The following is a 22,342-nucleotide window of genomic DNA, read 5'->3' on the forward strand; positions in this document are numbered from 1 at the left end:
CTCGTCGCAACCGCCGCTCCCCCGTAGGGTTCTGCCGTGAAGGCTCTGCTGCTCGAGAACATCCACTCCGCCGCCGTCGAGACCCTGGAGGCCCGGGGCTACGACGTGGAGCTGCGTCAGGGCTCCCTGTCCGAGGACGAGCTGATCGCCGCGCTGCCCGGCGTCCACCTGCTCGGCGTACGCTCCAACACGAACGTGACCGGCAAGGTGCTGGACAGCGCCGGCGACCTCGTGGCGGTCGGGTGCTTCTGCATCGGCACCAACCAGGTCGACCTGAAGACGGCGGCGGCGAAGGGCATCGGCGTGTTCAACGCGCCGTACTCCAACACCCGCAGCGTCGTCGAGCTGGTCATCGCGGAGATCATCGCGCTGGCGCGCCGGCTGCCGGAGAAGACCCAGCGCATGCACGAGGGCGTGTGGGACAAGTCGGCCAAGGGCAGCCACGAGGTGCGCGGGCGGACGATGGGCATCGTGGGGTACGGCAATATCGGTACCCAGCTCTCGACGGTGGCCGAGGCGCTCGGGTTCAACGTCGTCTTCTACGACACGGCCGACCGGCCGGCCCACGGTACGGCGCGGCGTGCCCGCTCGCTCAAGGACCTGCTCGAGGTGGCGGACGTCGTCAGCCTGCACGTCGACGGCCGCCCCGGGAACGCGGGCTTCTTCGGTGCTGCGGAGTTCGCCGCGATGAAGCCGCGGGCGCTGTTCATCAACGCCTCGCGCGGCATGGTCGTCGACTACGAGGCGCTGCGCGACCACCTGGAGTCCGGGCACATCGCCGGCGCCGCCGTCGACGTCTTCCCCGCCGAGCCGAAGGCCCAGGGCGACCCGTTCGACTCCGTGCTGCGCGGCCTCGACAACGTCATCCTGACGCCCCACATCGGCGGCTCGACGCAGGAGGCGCAGGAGGAGATCGGCTGGTTCGTGGCGGAGAAGCTGGCCCGCTTCGCCCTCGAGGGGAGTACGGCGCTCTCGGTCAACCTCCCCGCCGTACAGCCTCCCGACCTCCCGGCCGGCCGCCGCCTCGGACTGCTGCACCACAACGTCCCCGGCGTCCTCGCGGACCTCAACGCGACCTTCGCGGAGGCCGGCGACAACGTCGTCGACCAGCTGCTGTCGACCAAGGACGGCCTCGGGTACGTCGTGATCGACGCGGCCGAGCCGCTCTCGTCGGAGGCTCTCGAGCGGCTGCGCGCCGCGGAGTACTGCGTCTGGGCGCGCACCTGGTGACCTGGTGAGTCGTGCGCGGCCTGTGCGTCGTCCACAGGCCGCCGGATGGCGGTGGCGTCCTCCGCCCGGATCGGGATAGCGTCCCCCACGCGTCCCCGGTCCGGGCGCAGCACATCTCGGGAGGACCCATGCGCCTGCTCCGCACGCTGGCCGCGGCTCTGGCCGTGCTACTGGCTTTGGCCGCCTGCACCGACGACTCCGCTCCCCGTGACCCGTCGTCGACCTGGAGCCCCACCGGCACCATGGAGACCCCGTCATCCAACGCGGGGCAAACGCCCACCGAGCCGGCGTTGCCCGACGCCGCCACCCAGGCCAGCGAGGACGGCGCCCGGGCGTTCATCACGTACTACTGGGACCTGATCAACTACGCCCAGGTCACCGGAGACGTGAAGGCGCTCAAGGCAGCATCGGGACCGAACTGCGAGGGCTGCAAGGCAGGCATCCACGCAATCAGGGAGATCTACAAGGGCGGCGGTCACATAACGGATGGCCAGTACGAGCCTGAGATCCAAACGTTGAAACCGTTCCAGGTGCAGGAACACGACATCGACGCGTTCGAGGCAAAGGTCACCGTCAGGAATGCAGCCCACAGTGCGGTCAACGGCGACGGGACTGCCACTCCCTACGCCGCGGACACCAGTCGCTACTTGCTCTACGTCCTTTGGGTTGAGAGTCGTTGGCGTCTTGATGTGATGGAGTTGAAGTAGCATGCGGTGCCCGCTGATGCTCGCCAGCATGATCGTGCTCATGTGTTGGCCGCTGCAGGTCGTGGCGGACCCCGGTCCTCCCCAGCCAGACGTGACCACGGGGGCAGGGCGCAACGGCTTCTGGGGAACGGCTCAGCAACAGAAACCGCCCAGTGGCAGCGGTGCCAATGCGAGTTCCGGATCAGCCACACGAGGCACCCCGGAGATCCGACTCGGCAACGCTACCTGCGGTGAACCCAACCAGGCTGCGGACGCTGCCGGCGTCATCTATTGTCCCGGTCCCACCACCGAACCCGAGGTGCTCACCGTCGCCGACATCCAACGCGCCTTCGCCGAGCTCCCCCTCCCCGCCAGCACCCTCGTCATCCAACCACCCGACGGCCTCACGCTGGTCAACTTCGCCACGAACTTCTACACCACCAGCACCAGCACGATCAGCACCACCGTGTCCCTGCTCGGGCAGGAGGTCACGCTGGAAGCAACACCAGCGACGTTCCACTGGTACTTCGGCGACGGCGAGTCGACCAGCACCCGCAAGCCCGGCGCGCCGTACCCCGACCTCACCATCACCCACCACTACCAACGCAAGGGCGACTACCTCCCCAGCCTCACCACCACCTACACCGGCCGCTACAAGATCGCCGACGGCCCCTGGCACACCATCCCCGGCACCGTCACCATCGACGGCACCACTCAACCCCTCCGCGCCATCGAGGCCCAACCCAAACTGGTCGGCTACTGACCGGCGCCGACAGGCGGGGTTGTGTCGGACCTCCTTGGTGTCATGGATCCATGACCACTCTCGCGGAGCTCTCGCCGGCGGCACTGCTGGCTGCGGAAGAGGCCGGCGTGCGCGAGCGGCGCCTGGCCGAGGTCGAGTCCGCCGAGCGCCTGCTGGCCTGGTGCGACCTCCACTCGGTGGATCCGCGGTCCCAGCCCGGCACGCCACCCGTCGAGCACGGCGGGGATCGGCTCGTCGCCGTCGGGGGCGAGGGTACGCCGGACGTGGCCGAGCTGTGCTTCGCGGAGTTCGCGATCGCGGCCCACGCGGGTGTCATCGCGACCACGAATCGGGCAGCCGACCTGCTCGACCTGCGCCACCGACTCCCCCGCCTCCACGACGCGACCCGGCAGCTGCGGCTCGACCTGTGGGTCGCTCGCAAGGTCGCGTCGATGTCCCGGCGTCTGACGCGCGCTCAGGCGACCCTCGTCGACATCGCCGTCGCCGCGGCCGCCGACGAGTCCCCTTCGCGGATCCTCACCATCGCCGAGGCGAAGGTCATCGAGGCCGACGTCGAGGCTCACCGGCGACGCGTCGAGGACGACGTCGCCCGCACGGGCGTGTGGGTACGACGCAAGCGCACCGGCGCCCGCGTCGACCCGCTGATTCCCGAGGCCGATGTCCAGGCGGTCACGATGCGGCTCTCGACAGCGGGCGCCGAAGCACTCGACGAGACCCTCGACCATCTCGCCGGGCTGCTGGCCGACCAGCGCGCCCCGACGGGCGGCGACGACTCGACCCTGGACCGGCTCCGAGCCCGAGCCGCCGAGCTGCTCGCCGATCCTGCCGCAGCAGCCCGTCTCCTCGCCGGCCCCGACAGGGCCGACGACGTGGCGACGGCGCGCCCTCGCCGCAAGGCCGTCACGATCGTGGTCCACCTCCACCAGGACGTCTTGGCCGGGGCCTGCGACGGCGTGGCTCGCGTCGACGGCATCGGGCCGCTCCTCATGGAGCAGGTGTCCGCGCTCGCCCGTGGCCGCGACGTGACGGTGCTGCCGGTCGTCGACCTCAACCACGGATCAGCGGTCAACGGGTACGAGCACCCGGTGGCCTGCCGGCTCCGTACCCTCCTGCGGACGAGCCGCGACGTCTTCCCCCATTCCAGCCGCCTCGGCGTCCATCGACTCGACCACGACCACGCGACGCCGTACGTCCCACCGGACGCGGGCGGCCCGCCCGGCCAGACCGGCGACCACAACGACGCCCCACTCGCGCGGCGGGAGCATCGCGCCAAGACCCACCTCGGCTACCGGGTCCGGCAGCTGGGACTCGGCGCCTACCGCTGGGAGACGCCCCACGGTCTCGCCCGCGTGGTCACCGGCTCCGGGACCCGCCCCGTCGAGCTGATCAGGACGTCCGACGGCGCCGCCGTCGGCGAGATCTATGGTGGCCGCGCCTGTCTCGTCACCCCGGGCGGCGGGCCGCCGGGAGTTCTGGCGCACGACCCTCAGGCGTGCGCGTGCATCACATGCTTGACCCGCGTGTAGTCCTCGAGCCCGTAGTGCGAGAGGTCCTTGCCGTATCCGCTCTGCTTGAACCCGCCGTGCGGCATCTCCGCGACGAGGACCATGTGGGTGTTGACCCACACGCAGCCGAAGTCGAGCTCGGCGGTGAACCGCAGGGCGGCGCCGTGGTCGCGGGTCCAGACGCTGGCGGCGAGAGCGAGGTCGACGCCATTGGCGAGCGCGAGTGCCTCGGCCTCCGAGGCGAACGTCTGGACGGTGAGGACCGGGCCGAAGACCTCCTGCTGGACGAGGTCGTCGTCCTGGCGCAGGCCGGCGACGACGGTCGGGGCGTAGAAGAAGCCGTCCTGGCCGACCCGGTGGCCGCCGGCCAGGATCCGGCCGTGGGCGGGGAGGGCGGCGACCATCGCCGAGACCCGCTCGAGCTGGGCGGCGCTGTTGAGGGGGCCGAGGTCGGCGGTCTCGTCGGCGGGCGGGCCGACGCGGAGGGCGGAGACGGCGGTGACGAGGCGCGAGGTCAGCTCCGCGGCGACCGAGTCGTGGACGAGCACCCGGGTGACGGCGGTGCAGTCCTGCCCGGCGTTGAAGAACGCGCCGCCGACGATGCCGTCGACGGCAGCGTGCAGGTCGGCGTCCGTGAGGACGACGGCGGGTGCCTTGCCGCCCAGCTCGAGATGCACCCGCTTCACGCTCGCGGCGGCAGCGGCGGCGACGGCCTTGCCGGCGCCGGTCGAGCCGGTGATGGAGACCATGTCGACCAGCGGGCTGTCCACGACCAACGCGCCCGTCGCGCGATCGCCGCAGACGACGTTCAGCACCCCGGCGGGCAACACCGACGCGGCGATCTCGCCCACCATCGAGGCGGTGACGGGGGTGGTGTCCGACGGCTTGAGGACGACGGTGTTGCCGGCGGCGAGGGCGGGCGCGATCTTCCAGATCGCCATCAGGAACGGGTAGTTCCAGGGCGCGACCTGGCCGACGACGCCCACCGGCTCCCGACGGACGTACGACGTGTGGCCGGCCGCGAACTCGGCGGCGCCCGAGCCCTCGAGCGAGCGGGCCAGGCCGGCGAAGTAGCGGAGGTGGTCGATCCCGGTCTCGATCTCCTCGGTGCGGCAGGCGCCGACCGGCTTGCCGGTGTTCTCGACCTCGGCGGCGAGCAGGTCGTCGGTGCGGGCCTCGAGGGCGGCGGCGAGGTCGAGGAGCAGGCGCTGCCGCTCCCGCGGCGTACACCGCCGCCAGGAAGGGAACGCCCGGGCGGCGGCCGCGCAGGCCGCCGCGACGTCCTCGGGCCCGCACAGCGCGGCCAGGGCGAACACCTTCCCGCTCGCCGGGGCGACCAGCTCGGTGGTCTCCCCCGACACCGCCGGCGCGACCCGGCCGTCGATGACGTTGGGGACGGTGCGCATCAGGCGGGCCTGCCGGGGAGCACGGACAGCAGCTCGTACGCGACGTGGGCGGCGGCGATGCCAGTGATCTCGGCGTGGTCGTAGGCAGGAGACACCTCGACGATGTCGGCGCCCACGACGTTGAGGCCCTCCAGGCCGCGCAGCACCTCGAGCAACTGGGCGCTGGACAGGCCGCCGGCCTCGGGGGTGCCGGTGCCGGGTGCGAAGGCGGGGTCGAGGACGTCGATGTCGAGGGAGACGTAGACGGGCCGGTCGCCGAGGCGCTCGCGCACCCGGTTGACGATGTCGTCGATCGGCGAGCGCACGAAGTCGCGGGCGTGGACCGCGGAGAAGCCGAGCTTCTCGGACTCGTCGAGGTCGAGCCTGCTGTAGAGCGGGCCCCGGATGCCGACGTGCATCGCGTGGTCGAAGTCGATCAGCTCCTCCTCCGACGCGCGCCGGAAGGGCGTGCCGTGCGTGTACGGCGCACCGAAGTAGGTGTCCCACGTGTCGAGGTGCGCGTCGAAGTGGAGGACAGCGATCGGCCCGTGCCGCTCGTGCTGGACCCGGAGCAGCGGCAGGGCGATGGTGTGGTCGCCGCCGATGGTGAGCAGGGTCCGGGAGGTGCCGGACAGCGCGCGGGCGCCGTCCTCGACCGCGGCGATCGCCTCGTCGAGGGAGAACGGGTTGGCGCCGAGGTCGCCGGCGTCGGCGACCTGCGCGCGGGCGAAGGGCTCGCTGTCCTGCGCCGGGTTGTAGGGCCGCAGCAGCCGCGAGGACTGGCGGATGTGGTTGGGGCCGAACCGGGCGCCGGGCCGATAGGAGACGCCGCCGTCGAAGGGCACGCCCCACACGACGGTGTCGGCATCGGCGACGTCGGCCAGCCGCGGCAGCCGGGCGAAGGTCGTGTCGCCGGCGTAGCGCGGGACCTGGGTCGCGTCGACGGGTCCGATGGTCATGCCGCACCTCCCTCGAGGATCTCGGCGGCGCCCCGCTTGCCGGACTCGATCGCGCCGTCGATGAAGGCCCGCCAGCGGGTGGCGGTGTGCGAGCCGGTGAAGTGGACCCGGCCCTCGGGACGCGCCAGCGCCTGCTCGTACTTCGCGAACTGCCCGGCCCGGAAGGTGGCCCAGGTGCCGTACGAGAACTCGTCGTGCACCCAGTCGTGCGACGCCGCGTCGACGACGACGGCGTCCGGGCAGTACTCCCGCACCGCCCGCTGCACGTCGGACAGGTCGCTCGCGTCCACCCGGTCGTGCTCGGGGGCGAAGCAGACCAACACGGTGCCCTCGGGCGACTCGTGCATCGCGCCGACGTAGTCGAAGGACGTGCCCCAGCCGTAGCCGCTGATGTCGTCCGGCACATTCCTCGCCAGCGCCCAGACCTTCTGCCCCTGCCCGGCGTGGTTCTCCTGCGAGGCGGCGAGCTTGTCGGCCGGCAGCGCCGGCTCCCACGCGATGTCCTTGAGTACGCCGATCGGCACGGTCACCAGTGCCCGCCCGGCGGCCGCGACGCCGCCGTCGTAGGTCACCGTCACCCCGGCGTCGTCCTGCACGACGGAGCGGACCGGCGAGGACAGCCGGAGCTCCCCGGCCAGGTCCGCGCGGATCGCGTCGGCGAGCGACTTCGTGCCGTCGGTGAAGGTGTAGCCGAGGACCGACGCCTGGACCATCCCCCACAGCGAGTTGTCCATCGAGGCGCACCACCGGATGATGTCGAGCGCCGAGCCGACCGACTCGTGCGCGTTGGCGCAGCCGCAGAACCACGAGATCAGCAGCTCGCGGGCGTTGCCCTTCAGACCGGCGCTGTCGGCCCACTCCTCGATCGGCACGTCGAGGTCGGCGAGCTCCTGCTCGGACAGCCGGCGCGTGGGGTCGAGGCGGTCGCCGGCGGCGAGCAGCTGACGCACGGCGTGCTCGAGGTCGCCGTACTCCGCCGGGGTGCAGGGCAGCAGCGTGTCGAGGACCTTGCCGCCCGCGGACCAGGTCATCCGGTCCGGGAGCACCGAGTCCTGGATGGGCACGCCATAGCGCTCGACCTCGCCCCAGACGTGGGTCTGCTGCGGGACGATCCAGGTGCCGCCCATCTCCAGGCCGACGCCGCCGAGCAGGTCGGTGCGGTACCAGGTGGAGCCGCCGATGCGGTCGCGCGCCTCGAGGACGAGCACGCTCCGGCCGGCCTCCCCCAGCTCACGGGCCGCGGTCAGGCCGGCGAAGCCGGCGCCGATCACGATGACGTCGTAGTGCGGTCGGTTCATCAGGTGCTCCTCACGAGGGACGGTGACGGGGAGGTCTCGGGCATCGGCTGCTCGGAGAGCCGGGACAGCAGCAGGTAGGTGACGGCGGCCGCGGCGCCGGCGAGCAGCGGGCTCACGTCGACCCCGCCGGTCAGCTCCAGGATCGGCCCGTGCCAGATGGTCGTGTCGACGGAGAGCAGGCCGAGCGTGGTGCCGACCGCCCAGGCGACGGTCGCGGTGACCGACCAGCCGCCGGTGTACCAGTAGATCCCGCCGCGCGAGCGGCGGTTGTAGACCTGGAGCGCGTCGGGGTCGTACCGGCCGCGGCAGCGCAGGAACCCGATCACGGTGATGACGGCCCACGGCGTGCCGGCGGCGGTCATCAGCAGCAGGAAGGCGGTGACGGCGTCGGCGGCGTCCCACACGAAGTAGCCGGTGACGACGAGCGCCATCGACAGCACCGAGACCAGCACGGTCGCCCGGACCCGGCTCAGCCGCGGCACGATCGCGTCGAGGTCCAGGCCCATCGAGTAGAGCAGCACGCCGGCGTTGCCGACGGTGCCGAAGACGCCGTTGAGCAGCAGCAGGGGCAGGAACCACAGCGGGGTCGCGGCCACGAGCGCGCCGACGTAGTCGTCGCCGGCACGCGCCGCGAAGGTGGTGAACATGCCGAACAGCTGCGGCAGCAGCAGGCCGAGGGCGAGACCGGCCGCGGTGGCGGCGAGGACCGCCCGCGAGGAGTGCCGCAGCGGCGAGATGTAGCGGGTGTAGTCGCCGAGCAGGGTGATGAACGCGATCGGGCCGGAGATGCCGGTGGCGACGAAGGCGAGGAACCAGGTGGTCCAGAAGTCGCCGAGCAGGTAGCCGCCGTCGACGACCGGCGTCGGGTCGAACCGCCCGGCCAGGGCGAGCATCCCGGCGACCATGAGCACCGACATCGCGACCGCGAGCCAGCTCCCGAGCCGGGTCAGCACGCGGTACCCGAAGACGGCGACGAACACGGCGCCCGCGGCCAGCAGCGCGTAGACCAGGACGTACGACACGCTGCTGTTCGGCAGCCCGAACAGCTCGGCCAGCGGCTCGACGACGGCGGCGCCGCCGGTCCAGATGGTCAGCGAGGCGTACCCGAGCGAGAGCAGCAGCCCGATCACCGAGCCGACGAGGCGGCCGCGGACGCCGAAGCTGGCGCCGCTGCTGGTGGAGAGGTTGGTGCCGGTGCGCATCGAGATCAGCGCCATCGGCGCGACCAGCGCGATCGCCAGGAAGGTGCCGGCGACCTGCGCGGTCAGGCAGGCCCAGAAGGAGAGGCCGAAGGTGGCGGGCAGCCAGCCGAAGATGACCAGGCCCAGGCACAGGTTGGTGCCGACGAGGATCGAGACCACGTCCCGCGGGCCGGCGGTGCGCTCGGACTCCGGGATGGTGTCGACGCCGTGCACCTCGATGCCGGTGCTGGTGGGCTCACCCATGGCTGCTCCTCGACTCCGCGCGGTGGAAGGACTGCGTACCCGTTCAGGGTGAGCCAGGTCACCGCCCGGGCGGCAGAGGGTGATCCTCCAATCTCGCCGAAGGGCGTTGGACGATCCTCCAACGCCCTTCGGCCGGTCAGGGCAGCGCGCGCAGGGCGAGGAAGAGGTCGACCCGGTCGGCGGTCGAGGCGAGCGAGCGGCCGGTGAGCTCCTCGACCCGCTTCATCCGGTGGCGCAGCGTGTTGATGTGGACGTGCAGCGCGTCGGCGGTCTCCTGCCACCGCCCGCCGCCGTCCAGGAACGCGCGCAGGCTGGCCACGAGCTCGGTGCCGCGGTCGCGGTCGCTGTCGAGGACGCCGCCGAGCACGGTCCGGGCCAGCGCCTGCAGCACCGCCGGGTCCTGGGCGGCGAGCAGCACCGCCGGACTGGCGAGCTCCTCGTGGGTCAGCCAGCCCTCGACGCCGCGGGCCACCAGCGCGTCCGCGGCGTGCCGCGCCTGGAGCAGGCTGACCCGCAGCTCGCTCGCGGTCGCGGCCTGCCCGACGCCGACGTACCCGCCGAGGTCGGCGCGGGACACGTCCGCGTCGACGAGGCAGACGATGTCGTCGGACCGCTCCACCAGCAGGTACGGCGCCAGGGCGGCCGCCGCGTCCGGGGTCGTCCCGCGGGCGACCAGGCAGCGCAGCGTGCGGTCGAGCGGGACGCCGAGCAGCTCCAGCCGCGCGGTCACGGCCGCCGTGGACACGCCGGTGGCGATCCACTCGACGACCTCCCAGGCGTAGCGCTGCTCGGTGGCGCGCACGGCGCGCTCCCGCTCGAGCTCGAGGGCGAGGAAGGGCATCGCGCTGGAGACCGCGGCCTGCACGTCGACGTCGAGGTCGGCGAGGGGGCGCGGCAGGACCAGCGAGGCGTCGGCGAGGCCCTCGCCGATCAGCGTGACGGGACAGCCGCCGTCGGGGACCGGGCCGTGGGTCGTCGTACCGGCGACGACGGCGACCTCGATGCCGAGGCGGCGGCGCAGCACGCGCAGCACCGAGTCGACGCCGCGCTCGGCGCGCAGCGCGGCGACCATGGCGCCGTGGTGCTCGAGCTGGCGTCGCAGCGGGGCCTCCCACTCGATCCGCCGGGCGGCGACGAACGCCTCGGCGAGCTGGACGAAGGGCACCGCGACGGGGACGACGAAGCAGGTGAGGCCCCGCGCCGCGGCGGCCTCGACGAGGTCGGCCGGCGGCTCGTCGGCCGGGGTCAGCCGACCGAAGCCGATCGCGATCGCACCGGCCGCGGCGACCTCCGCGACCCAGGCCGCGGGCGCCTGGCCCAGCTGCTGCCAGGCGCCGGTCGTCAGCACCACCTCGCCGCCGCGGAGGAACTCCCCCGGGTCGGCGACCTCGATGCTGTGCACCCAGCGGACCTCGCGGTCGAGGTCGCCGCGGGCCAGCACCTCGAGTGCCAGCGCGGCGTCGTCGAGCAGCTCGCGGAGCAGCACGTCTCCCCCAGCTCAGCAGGCGAACTGGCGGCGGTAGCTCTGCGGGCTCACCCCGCGCACCCGCACGAAGTGGTGGCGCAGCGTCGCGGCGTTGCCGAAGCCGACCTCGCCCGCGATCCACTCCACCGGCTGCTCGGTGCGCTCCAGCAGCTCCTCCGCCGCGGCGACCCGCTGGCGGGTGACCCAGTGGTGCGGCGTCGTACCGGTCTCCTCGCGGAACCGGCGGGCGAAGGTGCGCGGTGACATCAGCGCGCGCTTGGCGAGCGCCTCGACGGAGTGGTCCTCGCCGAGGTTCTCCAGGATCCAGGTGAGCAGCGGGCGCAGCGTGTCGGCGTCGCAGTCGGGGACGGCGCGGGCGATGTACTGCGCCTGTCCGCCGTCGCGGTACGGCGGCACGACCGCCCGGCGCGCGATCACGTTGGCCACGGCGGCGCCGTACTCCTGGCGCCAGATGTGCAGCGCTGCGTCGAGGCCGGCCGCGCTGCCCGCGCCGGTGACGACCTGGCCGCTGTCGACGTAGAGCACCTCGGGGATCACCTCGGCCTCGGGGAACTGACGCTGCAGCTGCTCGGTGTACATCCAGTGCGTCGTGCACTCGCGGCCGTCGAGCAGCCCGGCCGCCCCCAGCGCGAAGGCGCCGCTGCAGACCGACAGCAGGCGGGCGCCGCGGTCGTAGGCGTCGCGGATGGCCTGCAGCACCTCCTCCGAGGGCAGGCCGCCGCGCGGGATGGCGGGGATGCCGACCAGGTCGGCCTGCGCGACGCGGTCGAGGCCGTGGGCCGCCTGCAGGGTGAAGCCCATCGAGGTCCGCATCGGGCGGTCGTCCTCGGCGCAGACGGCGAAGTCGATCGCGGGCACGCCGTCGGCGGTGCGGTCGATCCCGAAGGCCTCGCAGAGGATCCCCAGCTCGAAGGGGGCGACGCCGTCGAAGGTCAGCACGGCCACATTGGTCAGCACGGCACCACCCTCGCAGCCCGCTGGCAGGAAATCAACGCAAACCGGCTTTTCTGCCACTGGTGGCAGGAAATGGCTGAGAGCATGATTTCTGCCATGGCTACCGCACTGATCCTTCTCCTCCTGGCACTCATGCTCCTCGCGGGCCTCTCCGCCCTGATCACCTGGGCCCGCCACGACCGGCTGGCCACGCCTCGGCAGCCGGCCTGGTTCGACTGAGCGCGCCGGCAAAGCGTCCGTCCAGCGGTCCGAAAAAGGTTGCGGTTTGGTCCCAAACCGCAACAATTCGGGCCCAGGACATGCAGTCTCTGCCCAATCGGCGCACGTTCCGCGGACCCGATCCCCCTTCGAAAAGCCCGAAGGCCCCGACCGTCAGGTCGGGGCCTTCGTGCGTGCTGCGGAGCCGGTGACTCAGTTGCCGCCGGTCAGCTTCTCGCGGAGCGCCTGCAGCGCCTCGTCCGAGGCGAGCGAGCCGCCGCTGGTGTCCTCGGCCGGGGCCGAGGAGTAGGAGCTGGCGTCGCCGGCCTCGATCTCGGCCTGCTTGGCGTCGGCCTGCTGCTTGACGTGGGCCTCCCAGCGAGCGTGCGCCTTGGCGTACTGCTCCTCCCACTTCGCGCGCTGCTCGTCGAAGCCCTCGAGCCACTCGCCCGTCTCCGGGTCGAAGCCCTCGGGGTAGATGTAGTTGCCCTGGTCGTCGTACGTGGCCTCCATGCCGTACAGCGTCGGGTCGAACTCCTCGACGTCCGCGGCGGCGGCGGTCTCGTTGGCCTGCTTCAGCGACAGCGAGATCCGGCGACGCTCGAGGTCGATGTCGATGATCTTGACCATGACGTCGTCGTTGACCTGGACGACCTGCTCGGGGATCTCGACGTGGCGCTCGGCCAGCTCGGAGATGTGGACCAGGCCCTCGATGCCCTCCTCGACCCGGACGAACGAGCCGAAGGGCACCAGCTTGGTGACCTTGCCCGGCACGATCTGGCCGATCTGGTGGGTCCGGGCGAAGTGCTGCCACGGGTCCTCCTGGGTCGCCTTCAGCGACAGGGAGACGCGCTCGCGGTCCATGTCGACATCGAGGACCTCGACGGTGACCTCGTCGCCCACGGTGACGACCTCGGACGGGTGGTCGATGTGCTTCCAGGACAGCTCCGAGACGTGGACGAGACCGTCGACGCCGCCGAGGTCCACGAACGCGCCGAAGTTGACGATCGAGGACACGACGCCCTTGCGGATCTGGCCCTTCTGGAGCTGGGTGAGGAAGCCGTGGCGGACCTCGGACTGGGTCTGCTCGAGCCAGGCGCGGCGCGACAGGACCACGTTGTTGCGGTTCTTGTCGAGCTCGATGATCTTGGCCTCGAGGGTCTGGCCGACGTACGGCTGCAGGTCGCGGACGCGACGCATCTCCACCAGCGACGCCGGGAGGAAGCCCCGGAGGCCGATGTCGATGATCAGGCCGCCCTTGACGACCTCGATGACGGTGCCCTCGACGACGCCGTCGGCCTCCTTGATCTCCTCGATCGTGCCCCAGGCGCGCTCGTACTGGGCGCGCTTCTTGGACAGGATCAGGCGACCCTCCTTGTCCTCCTTCTGGAGGACCAGGGCCTCGACCTTGTCGCCGACCTCGACGACCTCGGACGGGTCGACGTCGTGCTTGATGGACAGCTCGCGCGAGGGGATGACGCCCTCGGTCTTGTAGCCGATGTCGAGCAGGACCTCGTCCCGGTCGACCTTCACGATGGTGCCGTCGACGATGTCGCCGTCGTTGAAGTACTTGATGGTCTGGTCGATGGCGGCCAGGAAGTCCGCCTCCGAGCCGATGTCGTTGACCGCGACCTGGGGCGCGTTGTCGTCGTAGCTGCTCGGGAGCGGGGTCGAGAGGGTGCTCGTCATGAAGTCGGTCAGTCCTTGGGGTGGGCAGATGTCGTCGGGATGGAACGTGTGCGCCCGCGCCGGCACACGGGCAGGCGTGAACGCAGACGTTCTAGAGTACGCGCCGCCGCACGCGTGAGTCCAACCGGCGACCACTATCCTCGGCAAGCGTGCAGGAATGGCCGCATCCCCCCGTGACCGCCCACCGCCGTCCGGCCGACGAGCGCGAGTCGCGCCGGGCGAACGGCGCCGACTGGGACCGGTACGCCGACGAGTACCAGGCCACGCACGGCGGCTTCCTCGGCGACGTCGGCTTCGTGTGGGGTCCCGAGGGGCTCACCGAGGCGGCGGCCGGGATCCTCGGCGAGGTCCGGGACCGCGACGTCCTCGAGGTCGGCTCGGGCGCCGGCCAGTGCTCGCGCTGGGTGCGCAGCCGGGGTGGCCGCGCGGTCGGCCTGGACCTGTCCCACCGCCAGCTGCAGCACTCGCGGCGGATCGACGAGGCCACGGGCGTCGTCGTGCCGAGCGTCCTGGGCACCGCCACCGCGCTCCCCTTCGCCGACGCCAGCTTCGACGTCGTGTTCTCCTCCTTCGGGGCGCTGCAGTTCGTGGCCGACATCGACGTCGCGGTCGCCGAGACGGCGCGGGTGCTGCGCCCGGGCGGGCGGTTCGCGTTCTCGATCACGCACCCGACCCGGTGGATGTTCCCCGACGACCCCGGCGAGGAGGGGCTCACCGCGACCCAGTCGTACTGGGACCGCACGCCCTACGTCGAGGTCGACGACGAGACCGGCGCGACGTCGTACGTCGAGCACCACCGCACCCTCGGCGACTGGGTCGCGCTCCTCGCGGACGCGGGCTTCCGGCTGACGACGCTGCTGGAGCCGGAGTGGCCGGAGGGCCACGAGCGGCTGTGGGGCGGCTGGTCCGGCACCCGCGGCCGGCTCACCCCCGGCACGGCGGTCTTCGGGATGGACCTGTCGGGGTAGATCCCGGGTGAGAGGTCGGTGTTCCCGGATCCGATACGGGACGAAATCGGCGAACCGTCGTTGATCCCGGCACGGAGGGAGCAGCCACGGGTGAGGGCCTCGGGGCGCTTGGCAGGTGCTGCCTTCGGCATGTCACCGACCACAGGAGCACCTCATGCCTCACACCACCGTCCGTCGTGGACGCCTCGTGCGGGCTGCCCTTCTCGGAACAGCGGCGACGACCGCGGCGGCCTTCGCCGTGGCCCTCCCGTCGCCCTCCGTGAACGCAGCACCGCTTCCCGCCGAGTTCTCGGGCTCGGCGCACGCCGACCTGATCGACCTGCCGGCCGACCTGCTCGACGCCGCGGCCGCACGGGTGCCCGTCGGGCACTCCGCCACGGCCGTCGACAGCGCCGCGGCGTCCGGCAATGTCACCGCCGCCGCCGCGAACGTCGACGCCGACCTGATCGGCATCCCGGTCACGCTCGACGACATCAGCGTCACCGCACCGCCGTCGGCCTCCGACGCGGGCACGCTGCTGCCGCTCGACCTGCCGGTCCTGGCGAGCCTGGGCGTCATCAGCGGTGAGGTGGAGGCCGACTACGTCAGCGCCACCGAGTGCCCGACCGCGATCGGCGGCGAGCGGCTGCTGGGCCGCTCGACCACCTCGGTGGCCGGGCTGGGCCTGCTCGACGGCGTCGCCAACATCGGTGCCGTCCAGGCGACCACGACGACCAAGCTGGTCGACGCGGACGGGGACGGCGCCTCCGACGTCGTCTCGGAGACGAGCACGACGGTCGGGGACATCAGGCTCCTCGCCAATGTCGCCGGCGGCATCACCGTCCGTGTCTCGGACGCCGTGGTCACCCGCGCGACGTCCGACGGCAGCACCGGCACCGCCGGCCTGGTCAACAGCAACCTCACCGCGCAGGTGCTGGTCGCCGGCGTGCCGATCGCGACCGTCCCCGCGGGCACCGGCATGGTGAACGTGCCGATCAACCTCGGGGTCGCCTCGGTGACCCTGCGGATCGGGCTCGCGAACTTCGCCGACGCCTCCGACGGCGCCACCGGCGAGGGCTCGCTCGACGCCGTGCTCCGGATCCACCTCAACGCCACCCTGCTCGGGAACACGCTGGCGAACCTGGACCTGGCCGTCGGCCCGGCCCACGTGGAGGCCACCGCACCGGAGGGTGGCATCGAGTGCGACGTCGTCGCCCCGGCCGACACGGTGATCACCGCGCCCGCGGACGGCTCGACCACCGGTGACGCCACGCCGACCATCACCGGCACCGGCGAGCCCGGCTCCACCGTCACCCTCACCATCGACGACCAGGACCCGGTCCAGGTCGTCGTGGACGAGGACGGCAACTGGCGCCACACCCCGGCGACCGCGCTGGCCGACGGCGAGCACACCGTCACCGCCGACGGCGACGCCGACGGCGCCGGCGTGGACGACACCGTCACCTTCACGATCGACTCGACGACGCCGCCGGTCGACACCGACGGCGACGGCCTCACCGACGACGAGGAGGCCATCTACGGCACCGACCCCACCAACCCCGACACCGACGGCGACGGGATAGACGACGGTGACGAGGTGACCGGCGCCGGCAACGAGTACGACGGCAGGCCGACCGACCCGCTCGAGGCCGACACCGACGGCGACGGCCTCGAGGACGGCGAGGAGAACACCCACGGGACCGACCCCAACAACGCCGACACCGACGGCGGCGGCGTCAACGACGGCGACGAGGTCGCGAACGGCACCGACCCGCTCGACCCGGCCGACGACCAGCCGGTCGTCACCCCGGCCGACACGGTGATCACCGCACCCACCGACGGTGCCACCGTCACCGATCCCACCCCGACCATCACCGGCACCGGCGAGCCCGGCTCCACCGTCACCCTCACCGTCGACGACCAGGAGCCCGTCGAGGTCGAGGTCGACCAGGACGGCAACTGGACCCACACCCCCACCACCGACCTCACCGACGGTGAGCACACGATCACCGTCGACGGCGACGCCAACGGCACCGGCGAGGACGACACCGTCACCTTCACCGTCCAGGTGCCGACGGCGCCGACGGACACCGACGGCGACGGGGTGCCGGACGACGAGGAGCAGCAGAACGGCACCGACCCGAACAACCCCGACACCGACGGGGACGGGCTGAACGACGGCGCCGAGACGTCGGCGGGGACTGACCCGACGAACCCGGACACCGACGGCGACGGGCTCAAGGACGGCCAGGAGGTCTTCGGGCCGACCGCGTGCATCACCCCGGCCGGCGTGGCCGGCAGCACCGACCCGCTGAAGCCCGACACCGACGGCGACGGGCTCACCGACGGCCAGGAGGTCAACGGCGTCGACGTCCAGCAGGTCTACTACACCAACCGCGGCAAGCCGCGGAAGGCGAAGACGATCGGCCTGGTGCGGACCAACCCGTGCAACAAGGACACCGACGGCGACAAGCTGACGGACTTCCAGGAGGTCACGGGCATCAAGATCGGCCAGAAGATCGTCCGGTCCAAGGCCAACGGCGGGAAGTACAAGATCAAGGTCCGGATGACCGACCCGACCCGCAAGGACACCGACGGTGACGGCCTGACCGACTACCAGGAGGTCACCGGCAAGAAGAACAAGCGGTTCAAGAGCCGGAAGACCGACCCGACGCAGGCCGACACCGACTGGGGCGGTGGCCGCGACGGCAAGGAGATCAAGCAGAAGCACGACCCGAGCCGCCACGGCTGATCGGCGGGCGTGACGACAGCGGTCCCGTGGGCGCCTGCCCGCGGGACCGCTGTCACTAGGGTGGGCCCGTGGATGCGGAGGAGATCGCCAAGTCGGCCGCGCTCGAGCACCGGCACTGGTGGTACGCCGCCCGCCGGGCGCTGGTCTGTCGCACCGTCCGCGACTGGCCGGCCGGCCGCGCGATCGACGTGGGCTGCGGGATGGGCGGCAACACCGCGGTGCTCCGCGCGCTCGGCTGGCAGGCCGTGGGCGTCGAGTACACCGACACCGGCGCCGGCATCGCCGCCGGCCGCGGCATCCCGGTGGTCCGGGGCGACGGCCGCCACCTCCCGATCGCCGACGGGTCGGTCGACCTGGTGATGTCGACCGACGCCTGGGAGCACATCGACGACGACGCGGCGGTGGCCCGAGAGACGGCGCGGGTGCTGCGCCCCGGGGGCCGCGTCCTGGTGGCCGTGCCCGCCGGCATGGCCCTGTGGAGCGGCCACGACGTCGCGCTCGGGCACGTGCGCCGCTACGAGCGGCAGCAGCTGGCCGACCTCGTCACCGGCGCCGGCCTGGTCATCGACGACCTCTGGTCGTGGAACGTCCTGCTCCGGCCGGTGGTGCGAGCGCGCCGCCGCAACAAGCACGCCGCCGAGAGCGAGATGGAGGAGGTCCACCCCGTCCTCAACGCCGGCCTGCGCGCGACCCTCGCGGTGGAGCGGGCGCTGCCGGTCAGGCGGCTGCCGGGCGTCAGCCTGGTGGTCCTGGCCCACCGGCCGTGAGCGGCCAGCGGCCCTGGGTCGCCGATCCCCGGATCGGCTGGCGGATCCTGCTCACCGCCACCCTCCCCCAGCCGCCGCCGGCGGAGCTCGCCGACCGGCTCGCCGCGCTCGCCCGCGACCAGGGCTGGCCCTCCCGGTCGCCGCTCGCCGCGCCGAGCCTCGCCCACCTGCGTGCCCGGCTCGTCGCCGCGGCGCCCGAGCCGCTGCTCGTCGGCGTCCACGACCACGAGCTCGTCGTGTCGGCCCACCACGGCGCACTCGACGGGCTGAGCCTGCTCGCCGTCCTCGACCGCCTCGGCCTCGGCCCGGCGACGTCGTCGGCCCGCGGCGTCGGCGACCGTACGACGACCGGCGGCCTCGTCACGACCGTGGCCCACCGCCTGGGCGAGGTGGCGCTCCGCCCACCCGCCCGGGTGACTCCTCCCGCGGCGCCGGTGCCGGAGCCCGGCGACGTGCTCGTGGACGCCGAGCTCGCGGGCAGCGTCCGGGTCGCTCCCCTGGTCCACGCGGCCGCGCAGGCCGTGGGGCGCCACCAGGCGACGCGCGGACGGCGGGCCCGGCACGTGGCGGTCGCCGTCGGCGCGGTCCGCACGCAGGGCGCCGCGCGCGGGCTCGGCGACCACAGCGTGCTGCTGCGGCTGCGCGACGTCGAGCGGCTGGACCTGGCCGGGGTCGCCGAGGCGCTCGGCAGCGCCCCGGTCGTCACACCGCCGGCGCCCGGCGCCGACCGGCCCTGGACGCCGCTGCTCGGCCGGGCCACCGCCACCGGCCTGCGCGTGCTGGCGCCGCGACTCGGCTCCACCCTGCTGGTGTCCCATCTCGGCGAGGTCGACGCGCCGGCGGTGGAGCGGCTCGCCTTCCACCCGGTCACCGCGGGCGGCACCGGGATCTCGCTCGGTGCCGTCGGCCACCGCGGCCGCACGGTGCTGACGCTGCGGGCCCGCGCCGCGGAATGGAACGACAACGGCCTCGAGCAGCTGCTCGAGGCCGTCGTCTCCCTCCTCAGAGAGGAGTCCTAGGGTCAGGCGTCCACGAGCGCCTTCTCGTCCCGGTGCGCGGCGCGATCGTGCCGGGCGCTGCGGCCCAGGAGCAGCCCGGCCGCGAGCAGCGCGGCGCCGAGCAGGACGAGGACCAGCGGGAAGAGCAGCTTCATGCCGCCCAGCAGCGTGGCGTTGCTCTTGGCGTCGCCGACCAGGTCGTCGACCTGCGCCTGGGTGTAGTGGACGGTGCCCACGAACGCGGGGACCGTGACGCCGTCGTACCGCAGCTCCTGGACGCGGTCCTCGACCCGGTTGACGGGCGAGCCGGTCTTCGGCTCGACGTAGAACGTGCGGGTCATCTCGTACCACATCTCGGCGTCGACCGACGGCTCGTCGACCCCGAAGACCGAGCCGGGCACCTCGCGGGTCTCGATGACGCTGGGCTCGACGTGCTGGACGAACTTGTAGACCGTCAGGCCCTGGATGGTCTCCTCGCCCTCGAACTCGGCGTCGACCGCCTCGCCCACGTTGTCGTCCCAGACCGGGTAGTCCTTCTTCTGCGTGTCGAAGGGGAACTTGTAGATCTGGCCCTTGCGGACGGCCGGCTCGCGCTCGCCGGCGGCGACCTCGGTCCAGGAGTCGCACTCGTCGCAGTCGACCGCCGCGCCGCTGGTGCCGTCGAAGGGCGCCCGCTCGCGGGACTGCTGGAAGACGGTGCCGTCGGCCCGCTTCACCGTGGTCGAGTTGACCCACACCACGACGCCGTCGGGCGTCTTGGCGCCGCTGTCGGCGATGGTGCGGGAGCTGATGTCGAGATCGGTGGTCTCCGGCGCCAGCACCTCGGGGTCGGAGTTGAAGATCTCGGCGTCCTCCGCCGAGAGCTTGGTGACGCCCTCGTAGTCGGGTGGGACGGTGGCCAGCACCGGGTAGGCGTAGAAGCGGACCAGGGCGGCCGCGACGATCAGGAAGACGCCGAGTCCGACGGCTACGGCGGCGAGCTTGCTGCGCATGGGCGTTTGACCTCTCAGACGGCCACGCGGGCGTCGCGTGGATGGTGACGGTCGGGCAGCGTGGACACGTGCCCGAGGAGCTGGGCGGTCAGCTCGCGCGCCTGGGCGCGCATCTGTGACCAGTCGAACCGGTGGGACCAGGCCAGGCACGCCTCGGCGCGCAGCACCCGGCCGCCGGGGTCGGCGGCGTCGGCCAGCGCACCGGTCAGCGCGTCGGCGAGCCGGTCGACGACGGCGGCGGGGTCGTCGCTGTCGGGGACCAGCCAGCCGCTCTCGCCGGGCCGGATGGAGTCCCGCAGGCCCGGGACGTCGCGCGCCACGGTCGGGACGCCGTGGGCGGCCGCGTCGATCACGGCCTGGCCCCAGCCCTCGGCGTCGGAGGCGCACGCGTGCACCGCCGCCCGCGCGAGCAGGGCGTCCTTCTGCGCCGCCGGCAGGAAGCCGTGGAAGGCGACCCGGTCCGCGAGGCCGAGCTCGGTGGCGAGCGCGACCAGCCGGTCGTGCTCGGGTCCGCGTCCGATCACGTCGACCCGCAGCCGGCGGCCGGCGAGCTCGGGGCGCGCCTGGACGCGGCGTACCGTCTCCAGGACGAGGTCGACCCGCTTGTGGGTGACCAGGCGGCCGAGGACGACGATCCGGTCGGGGTCCTTCGCGGCGGCGTCGAGCAGGCCGGCCGGTGGCAGGTCGGCGCCGTTCTCGAGGATCCGGATGTCGCCGGTCCAGCCGAGCTGGTCGCGCATCTCGGCCACCGTCGACGCGGACACCGCCGCGGTGACGTGGTGCCGGTAGACCCGGCGCATCGCGACCCGCTCCATCCAGCGGCCGAAGGCGGCCACCGGAGCCGGGAAGTGCACCGCGAACTGGGCCTGGTGGACGTGGTGGACGATCAGCAGGGCCGGCGTCCCGCGGCGCAGCACCAGCGGCGAGAAGGACGGCAGCCCACAGGCCGGGTCGATCACGGCGTCGATCCGGCGGCGGTGCCTCAGCAGCCAGGCCAGCGCGAAGAGGTAGAAGGTCAGCGCGCCCCCGCCCCGCCGTACGGCGATCCCGTCGCGGACCTCGCGCGCGGCCTGGCCCTCGTCGCGGGCGGTCACGAAGGTCACCTGCATGCCGCCCTCGTGCAGGGCACGGGCGAACTGCCAGGCGTAGATCTCCGCGCCGCCGGCCAGCGAGTGGTCCAGGTCACGCCAGTTGACGACGACGACCCGGGCCATCAGTGGCCCCCCGCGATCGCCGCGGCGGCCGGGACGGCGACCGGTGCCGGACGGTCCAGGGCACGGCAGCGCCAGGCGATCCGGGCCAGCTCGGCGAACGCCCCGGCGCCGTGCCGGGACGGCACGAAGGTCGATCCGGGCACGTCGGTCCAGGTCACCGGGATCTCCTGGACGTGGGCGCCGGCGGCGCGCAGCCGGACCAGCAGCTCGACGTCGAAGGAGAACCCCGGCGTCTGCAGGCGGCGCGCGACCTGGCGGGCCACGCTGCCCCGGAAGACCTTGAAGCCGCACTGGGTGTCGGCGATGCCGGGCACCAGCCGCCCGGCGAGGCGCCGGTACGCCGCCGCGCCGACCGAGCGGGTGCGGCAGTGCCGCGCCTCGGTCTCGCTCGCAGCGAGCGCGCGGGACCCGATCACGACGTCGGCGCCGAGCAGCATCTGCCGCCAGGCCGCCTCGATCGCGTCGAGGCCGGTCGCGCCGTCGGCGTCCATGAAGCACACCAGGTCGGCGTCGGTGGCCAGCAGCCCCGCACGCACGGCGGCGCCCTTGCCCCGGCGTGCGCAGCGCAGGACCCGCACCGGCAGTGCCGCCGTGTCGGCGGCCCGCGCGACCTCGGCGGTGCGGTCGGTGCTCGCGTTGTCGACGACGAGCACCTCCACCCGGCCGAGCACCCCGCGGTGCTCCGTCACGTGGCGGCGCAGCTCGCGCAACGTGCGCGGCAGCCGGCGCTCCTCGTTGTACGCCGGTATGACGATCTGCAGCATCGGACCCTCCCAAGCCGTCTGCTCAACCCGTCCCTCGAGGGGACGTACGACGAACCGCGCTCCCGGCCGCGAGGGCGCGGGGTTGCGGCGAGGGACCTACTGGTCGGCGTAGCTGTAGAGCTTCTCGTTGCTGACGGGCTTGTGCTCACCCTGCGCGGCGTTGACGCCGGCGACGAGGACGACGGTCGAGGCGAGCGCCCCGACGACAGTGGCGATGATCGTGTTCATGCGACGGTCCCCTCCCAAAGACCGGCACCCGGGCGGCACTCCCCCATGACCCTCATGAATGTGACGCCCGTTACTCCCTACT

The 22,342-nt window shown here is 72.8% G+C and carries 20 protein-coding genes; 9 read left to right on the forward strand and 11 right to left on the reverse strand.

Annotation, left to right across the window (positions count from 1 at the left end; translation table 11 throughout):
• Window positions 1-36 precede the first annotated feature (36 nt).
• From serA to FIV44_RS00860, 4 genes are all read left to right on the forward strand, one after another.
• Window positions 37-1,230, forward strand: a complete 1,194-nt coding sequence (gene serA / locus FIV44_RS00845; protein WP_141002848.1) for a phosphoglycerate dehydrogenase — start codon at window positions 37-39, stop codon at window positions 1,228-1,230.
• Window positions 1,231-1,358: 128 nt separating this feature from the next.
• Window positions 1,359-1,937, forward strand: a complete 579-nt coding sequence (locus FIV44_RS00850; protein WP_141002849.1) for a DUF6318 family protein — start codon at window positions 1,359-1,361, stop codon at window positions 1,935-1,937.
• 298 nt (window positions 1,938-2,235) lie between these two features.
• Window positions 2,236-2,679: a PKD domain-containing protein gene (locus FIV44_RS30095; protein WP_181410907.1), complete on the forward strand. Its 444-nt coding sequence runs from the start codon at window positions 2,236-2,238 to the stop codon at window positions 2,677-2,679.
• 50 nt (window positions 2,680-2,729) lie between these two features.
• Entirely contained in the window at window positions 2,730-4,205 is a 1,476-nt protein-coding gene (locus tag FIV44_RS00860) for a hypothetical protein (protein ID WP_141002851.1), read from the forward strand.
• Here FIV44_RS00860 and FIV44_RS00865 read toward each other — a convergent pair.
• From FIV44_RS00865 to FIV44_RS00890, 6 genes are all read right to left on the reverse strand, one after another.
• On the reverse strand, window positions 4,166-5,590 hold the full coding sequence (locus tag FIV44_RS00865) for an aminobutyraldehyde dehydrogenase (protein WP_141002852.1): 1,425 nt from the start codon (window positions 5,588-5,590) through the stop codon (window positions 4,166-4,168). The genes FIV44_RS00860 and FIV44_RS00865 overlap by 40 nt on opposite strands.
• Window positions 5,590-6,528 (reverse strand): agmatinase, encoded by a 939-nt coding sequence (speB, locus tag FIV44_RS00870; protein WP_141002853.1) that lies wholly within the window; start codon window positions 6,526-6,528, stop codon window positions 5,590-5,592. The genes FIV44_RS00865 and speB overlap by 1 nt, the downstream gene beginning before the upstream one ends.
• Window positions 6,525-7,826 (reverse strand): flavin monoamine oxidase family protein, encoded by a 1,302-nt coding sequence (locus tag FIV44_RS00875; RefSeq protein WP_141002854.1) that lies wholly within the window; start codon window positions 7,824-7,826, stop codon window positions 6,525-6,527. Before FIV44_RS00875 ends, speB begins: the two co-directional genes overlap by 4 nt.
• Window positions 7,826-9,271, reverse strand: coding sequence for a purine-cytosine permease family protein (locus tag FIV44_RS00880; RefSeq protein ID WP_141002855.1), 1,446 nt, complete (start codon window positions 9,269-9,271; stop codon window positions 7,826-7,828). Before FIV44_RS00880 ends, FIV44_RS00875 begins: the two co-directional genes overlap by 1 nt.
• A 136-nt stretch (window positions 9,272-9,407) precedes the next feature.
• Window positions 9,408-10,757: a helix-turn-helix domain-containing protein gene (locus tag FIV44_RS00885; protein WP_141002856.1), complete on the reverse strand. Its 1,350-nt coding sequence runs from the start codon at window positions 10,755-10,757 to the stop codon at window positions 9,408-9,410.
• 12 nt (window positions 10,758-10,769) lie between these two features.
• A complete protein-coding gene (locus FIV44_RS00890) occupies window positions 10,770-11,714 on the reverse strand; it encodes a GlxA family transcriptional regulator (protein WP_141002857.1) in 945 nt (314 codons plus the stop codon).
• Between the two features lie 93 nt (window positions 11,715-11,807).
• On the opposite strand from FIV44_RS00890, the gene FIV44_RS32990 reads away from it, so the two are divergent.
• Window positions 11,808-11,930, forward strand: coding sequence for a hypothetical protein (locus FIV44_RS32990; RefSeq protein WP_281285790.1), 123 nt, complete (start codon window positions 11,808-11,810; stop codon window positions 11,928-11,930).
• 192 nt (window positions 11,931-12,122) lie between these two features.
• On the opposite strand, the gene rpsA is transcribed toward FIV44_RS32990, so the two are convergent.
• Window positions 12,123-13,598 carry a 30S ribosomal protein S1 gene (rpsA, locus tag FIV44_RS00895; protein WP_141002858.1) on the reverse strand — a complete coding sequence of 492 codons (1,476 nt, stop codon included), beginning with the start codon at window positions 13,596-13,598 and terminating at the stop codon, window positions 12,123-12,125.
• 173 nt (window positions 13,599-13,771) lie between these two features.
• Between rpsA and FIV44_RS00900 the strand changes: the two genes are divergently transcribed.
• The 4 genes from FIV44_RS00900 to FIV44_RS00915 all read left to right on the forward strand — a co-directional run bounded on the left by FIV44_RS00900 (window position 13,772) and on the right by FIV44_RS00915 (window position 19,083).
• The gene (locus FIV44_RS00900) at window positions 13,772-14,566 is read left to right on the forward strand and encodes a class I SAM-dependent methyltransferase (protein ID WP_141002859.1); all 795 of its coding nucleotides are present in this window, start codon (window positions 13,772-13,774) and stop codon (window positions 14,564-14,566) included.
• Window positions 14,567-14,825: 259 nt separating this feature from the next.
• A complete protein-coding gene (locus FIV44_RS00905) occupies window positions 14,826-17,297 on the forward strand; it encodes an Ig-like domain-containing protein (RefSeq protein WP_141002860.1) in 2,472 nt (823 codons plus the stop codon).
• A gap of 68 nt (window positions 17,298-17,365) precedes the next feature.
• Complete coding sequence (locus tag FIV44_RS00910; protein WP_141002861.1) at window positions 17,366-18,064, forward strand: class I SAM-dependent methyltransferase; 699 nt, start codon at window positions 17,366-17,368, stop codon at window positions 18,062-18,064.
• Window positions 18,061-19,083 (forward strand): hypothetical protein, encoded by a 1,023-nt coding sequence (locus FIV44_RS00915; RefSeq protein ID WP_141002862.1) that lies wholly within the window; start codon window positions 18,061-18,063, stop codon window positions 19,081-19,083. Before FIV44_RS00910 ends, FIV44_RS00915 begins: the two co-directional genes overlap by 4 nt.
• A gap of 2 nt (window positions 19,084-19,085) precedes the next feature.
• Here FIV44_RS00915 and pgfA read toward each other — a convergent pair whose 3' ends face one another.
• The 4 genes from pgfA to FIV44_RS32995 form a co-directional block, all read right to left on the reverse strand.
• Window positions 19,086-20,054, reverse strand: coding sequence for a cell envelope lipid trafficking protein PgfA (gene pgfA / locus FIV44_RS00920; protein ID WP_141002863.1), 969 nt, complete (start codon window positions 20,052-20,054; stop codon window positions 19,086-19,088).
• A 14-nt stretch (window positions 20,055-20,068) separates the two neighbouring features.
• The gene (locus FIV44_RS00925) at window positions 20,069-21,268 is read right to left on the reverse strand and encodes a glycosyltransferase family 4 protein (RefSeq protein ID WP_141002864.1); all 1,200 of its coding nucleotides are present in this window, start codon (window positions 21,266-21,268) and stop codon (window positions 20,069-20,071) included.
• Entirely contained in the window at window positions 21,268-22,032 is a 765-nt protein-coding gene (locus tag FIV44_RS00930; protein WP_141002865.1) for a dolichyl-phosphate beta-glucosyltransferase, read from the reverse strand. Before FIV44_RS00930 ends, FIV44_RS00925 begins: the two co-directional genes overlap by 1 nt.
• Window positions 22,033-22,128: 96 nt before the next feature.
• Complete coding sequence (locus FIV44_RS32995; RefSeq protein WP_281285791.1) at window positions 22,129-22,260, reverse strand: hypothetical protein; 132 nt, start codon at window positions 22,258-22,260, stop codon at window positions 22,129-22,131.
• Window positions 22,261-22,342: the final 82 nt, after the last annotated feature.

It is taken from the genome of Nocardioides humi, assembly GCF_006494775.1.
GTDB classification, from domain to species: Bacteria; Actinomycetota; Actinomycetes; order Propionibacteriales; family Nocardioidaceae; genus Nocardioides; species Nocardioides humi.

What these genes read in the sequence shown, in the direction of transcription:
- FIV44_RS00850 (WP_141002849.1), top strand. Translation starts at nt 1,359, where the DNA reads ATGCGCCTGCTCCGCACGCTGGCCGCGGCTCTGGCCGTGCTACTGGCT.
- FIV44_RS00860 (WP_141002851.1), top strand. Translation starts at nt 2,730, where the DNA reads ATGACCACTCTCGCGGAGCTCTCGCCGGCGGCACTGCTGGCTGCGGAA.
- FIV44_RS00865 (WP_141002852.1), bottom strand. Translation starts at nt 5,590, where the DNA reads ATGCGCACCGTCCCCAACGTCATCGACGGCCGGGTCGCGCCGGCGGTG.
- speB (WP_141002853.1), bottom strand. Translation starts at nt 6,528, where the DNA reads ATGACCATCGGACCCGTCGACGCGACCCAGGTCCCGCGCTACGCCGGC.
- FIV44_RS00875 (WP_141002854.1), bottom strand. Translation starts at nt 7,826, where the DNA reads ATGAACCGACCGCACTACGACGTCATCGTGATCGGCGCCGGCTTCGCC.
- FIV44_RS00880 (WP_141002855.1), bottom strand. Translation starts at nt 9,271, where the DNA reads ATGGGTGAGCCCACCAGCACCGGCATCGAGGTGCACGGCGTCGACACC.
- FIV44_RS32990 (WP_281285790.1), top strand. Translation starts at nt 11,808, where the DNA reads ATGGCTACCGCACTGATCCTTCTCCTCCTGGCACTCATGCTCCTCGCG.
- rpsA (WP_141002858.1), bottom strand. Translation starts at nt 13,598, where the DNA reads ATGACGAGCACCCTCTCGACCCCGCTCCCGAGCAGCTACGACGACAAC.
- pgfA (WP_141002863.1), bottom strand. Translation starts at nt 20,054, where the DNA reads ATGCGCAGCAAGCTCGCCGCCGTAGCCGTCGGACTCGGCGTCTTCCTG.
- FIV44_RS00925 (WP_141002864.1), bottom strand. Translation starts at nt 21,268, where the DNA reads ATGGCCCGGGTCGTCGTCGTCAACTGGCGTGACCTGGACCACTCGCTG.
- FIV44_RS00930 (WP_141002865.1), bottom strand. Translation starts at nt 22,032, where the DNA reads ATGCTGCAGATCGTCATACCGGCGTACAACGAGGAGCGCCGGCTGCCG.
- FIV44_RS32995 (WP_281285791.1), bottom strand. Translation starts at nt 22,260, where the DNA reads ATGAACACGATCATCGCCACTGTCGTCGGGGCGCTCGCCTCGACCGTC.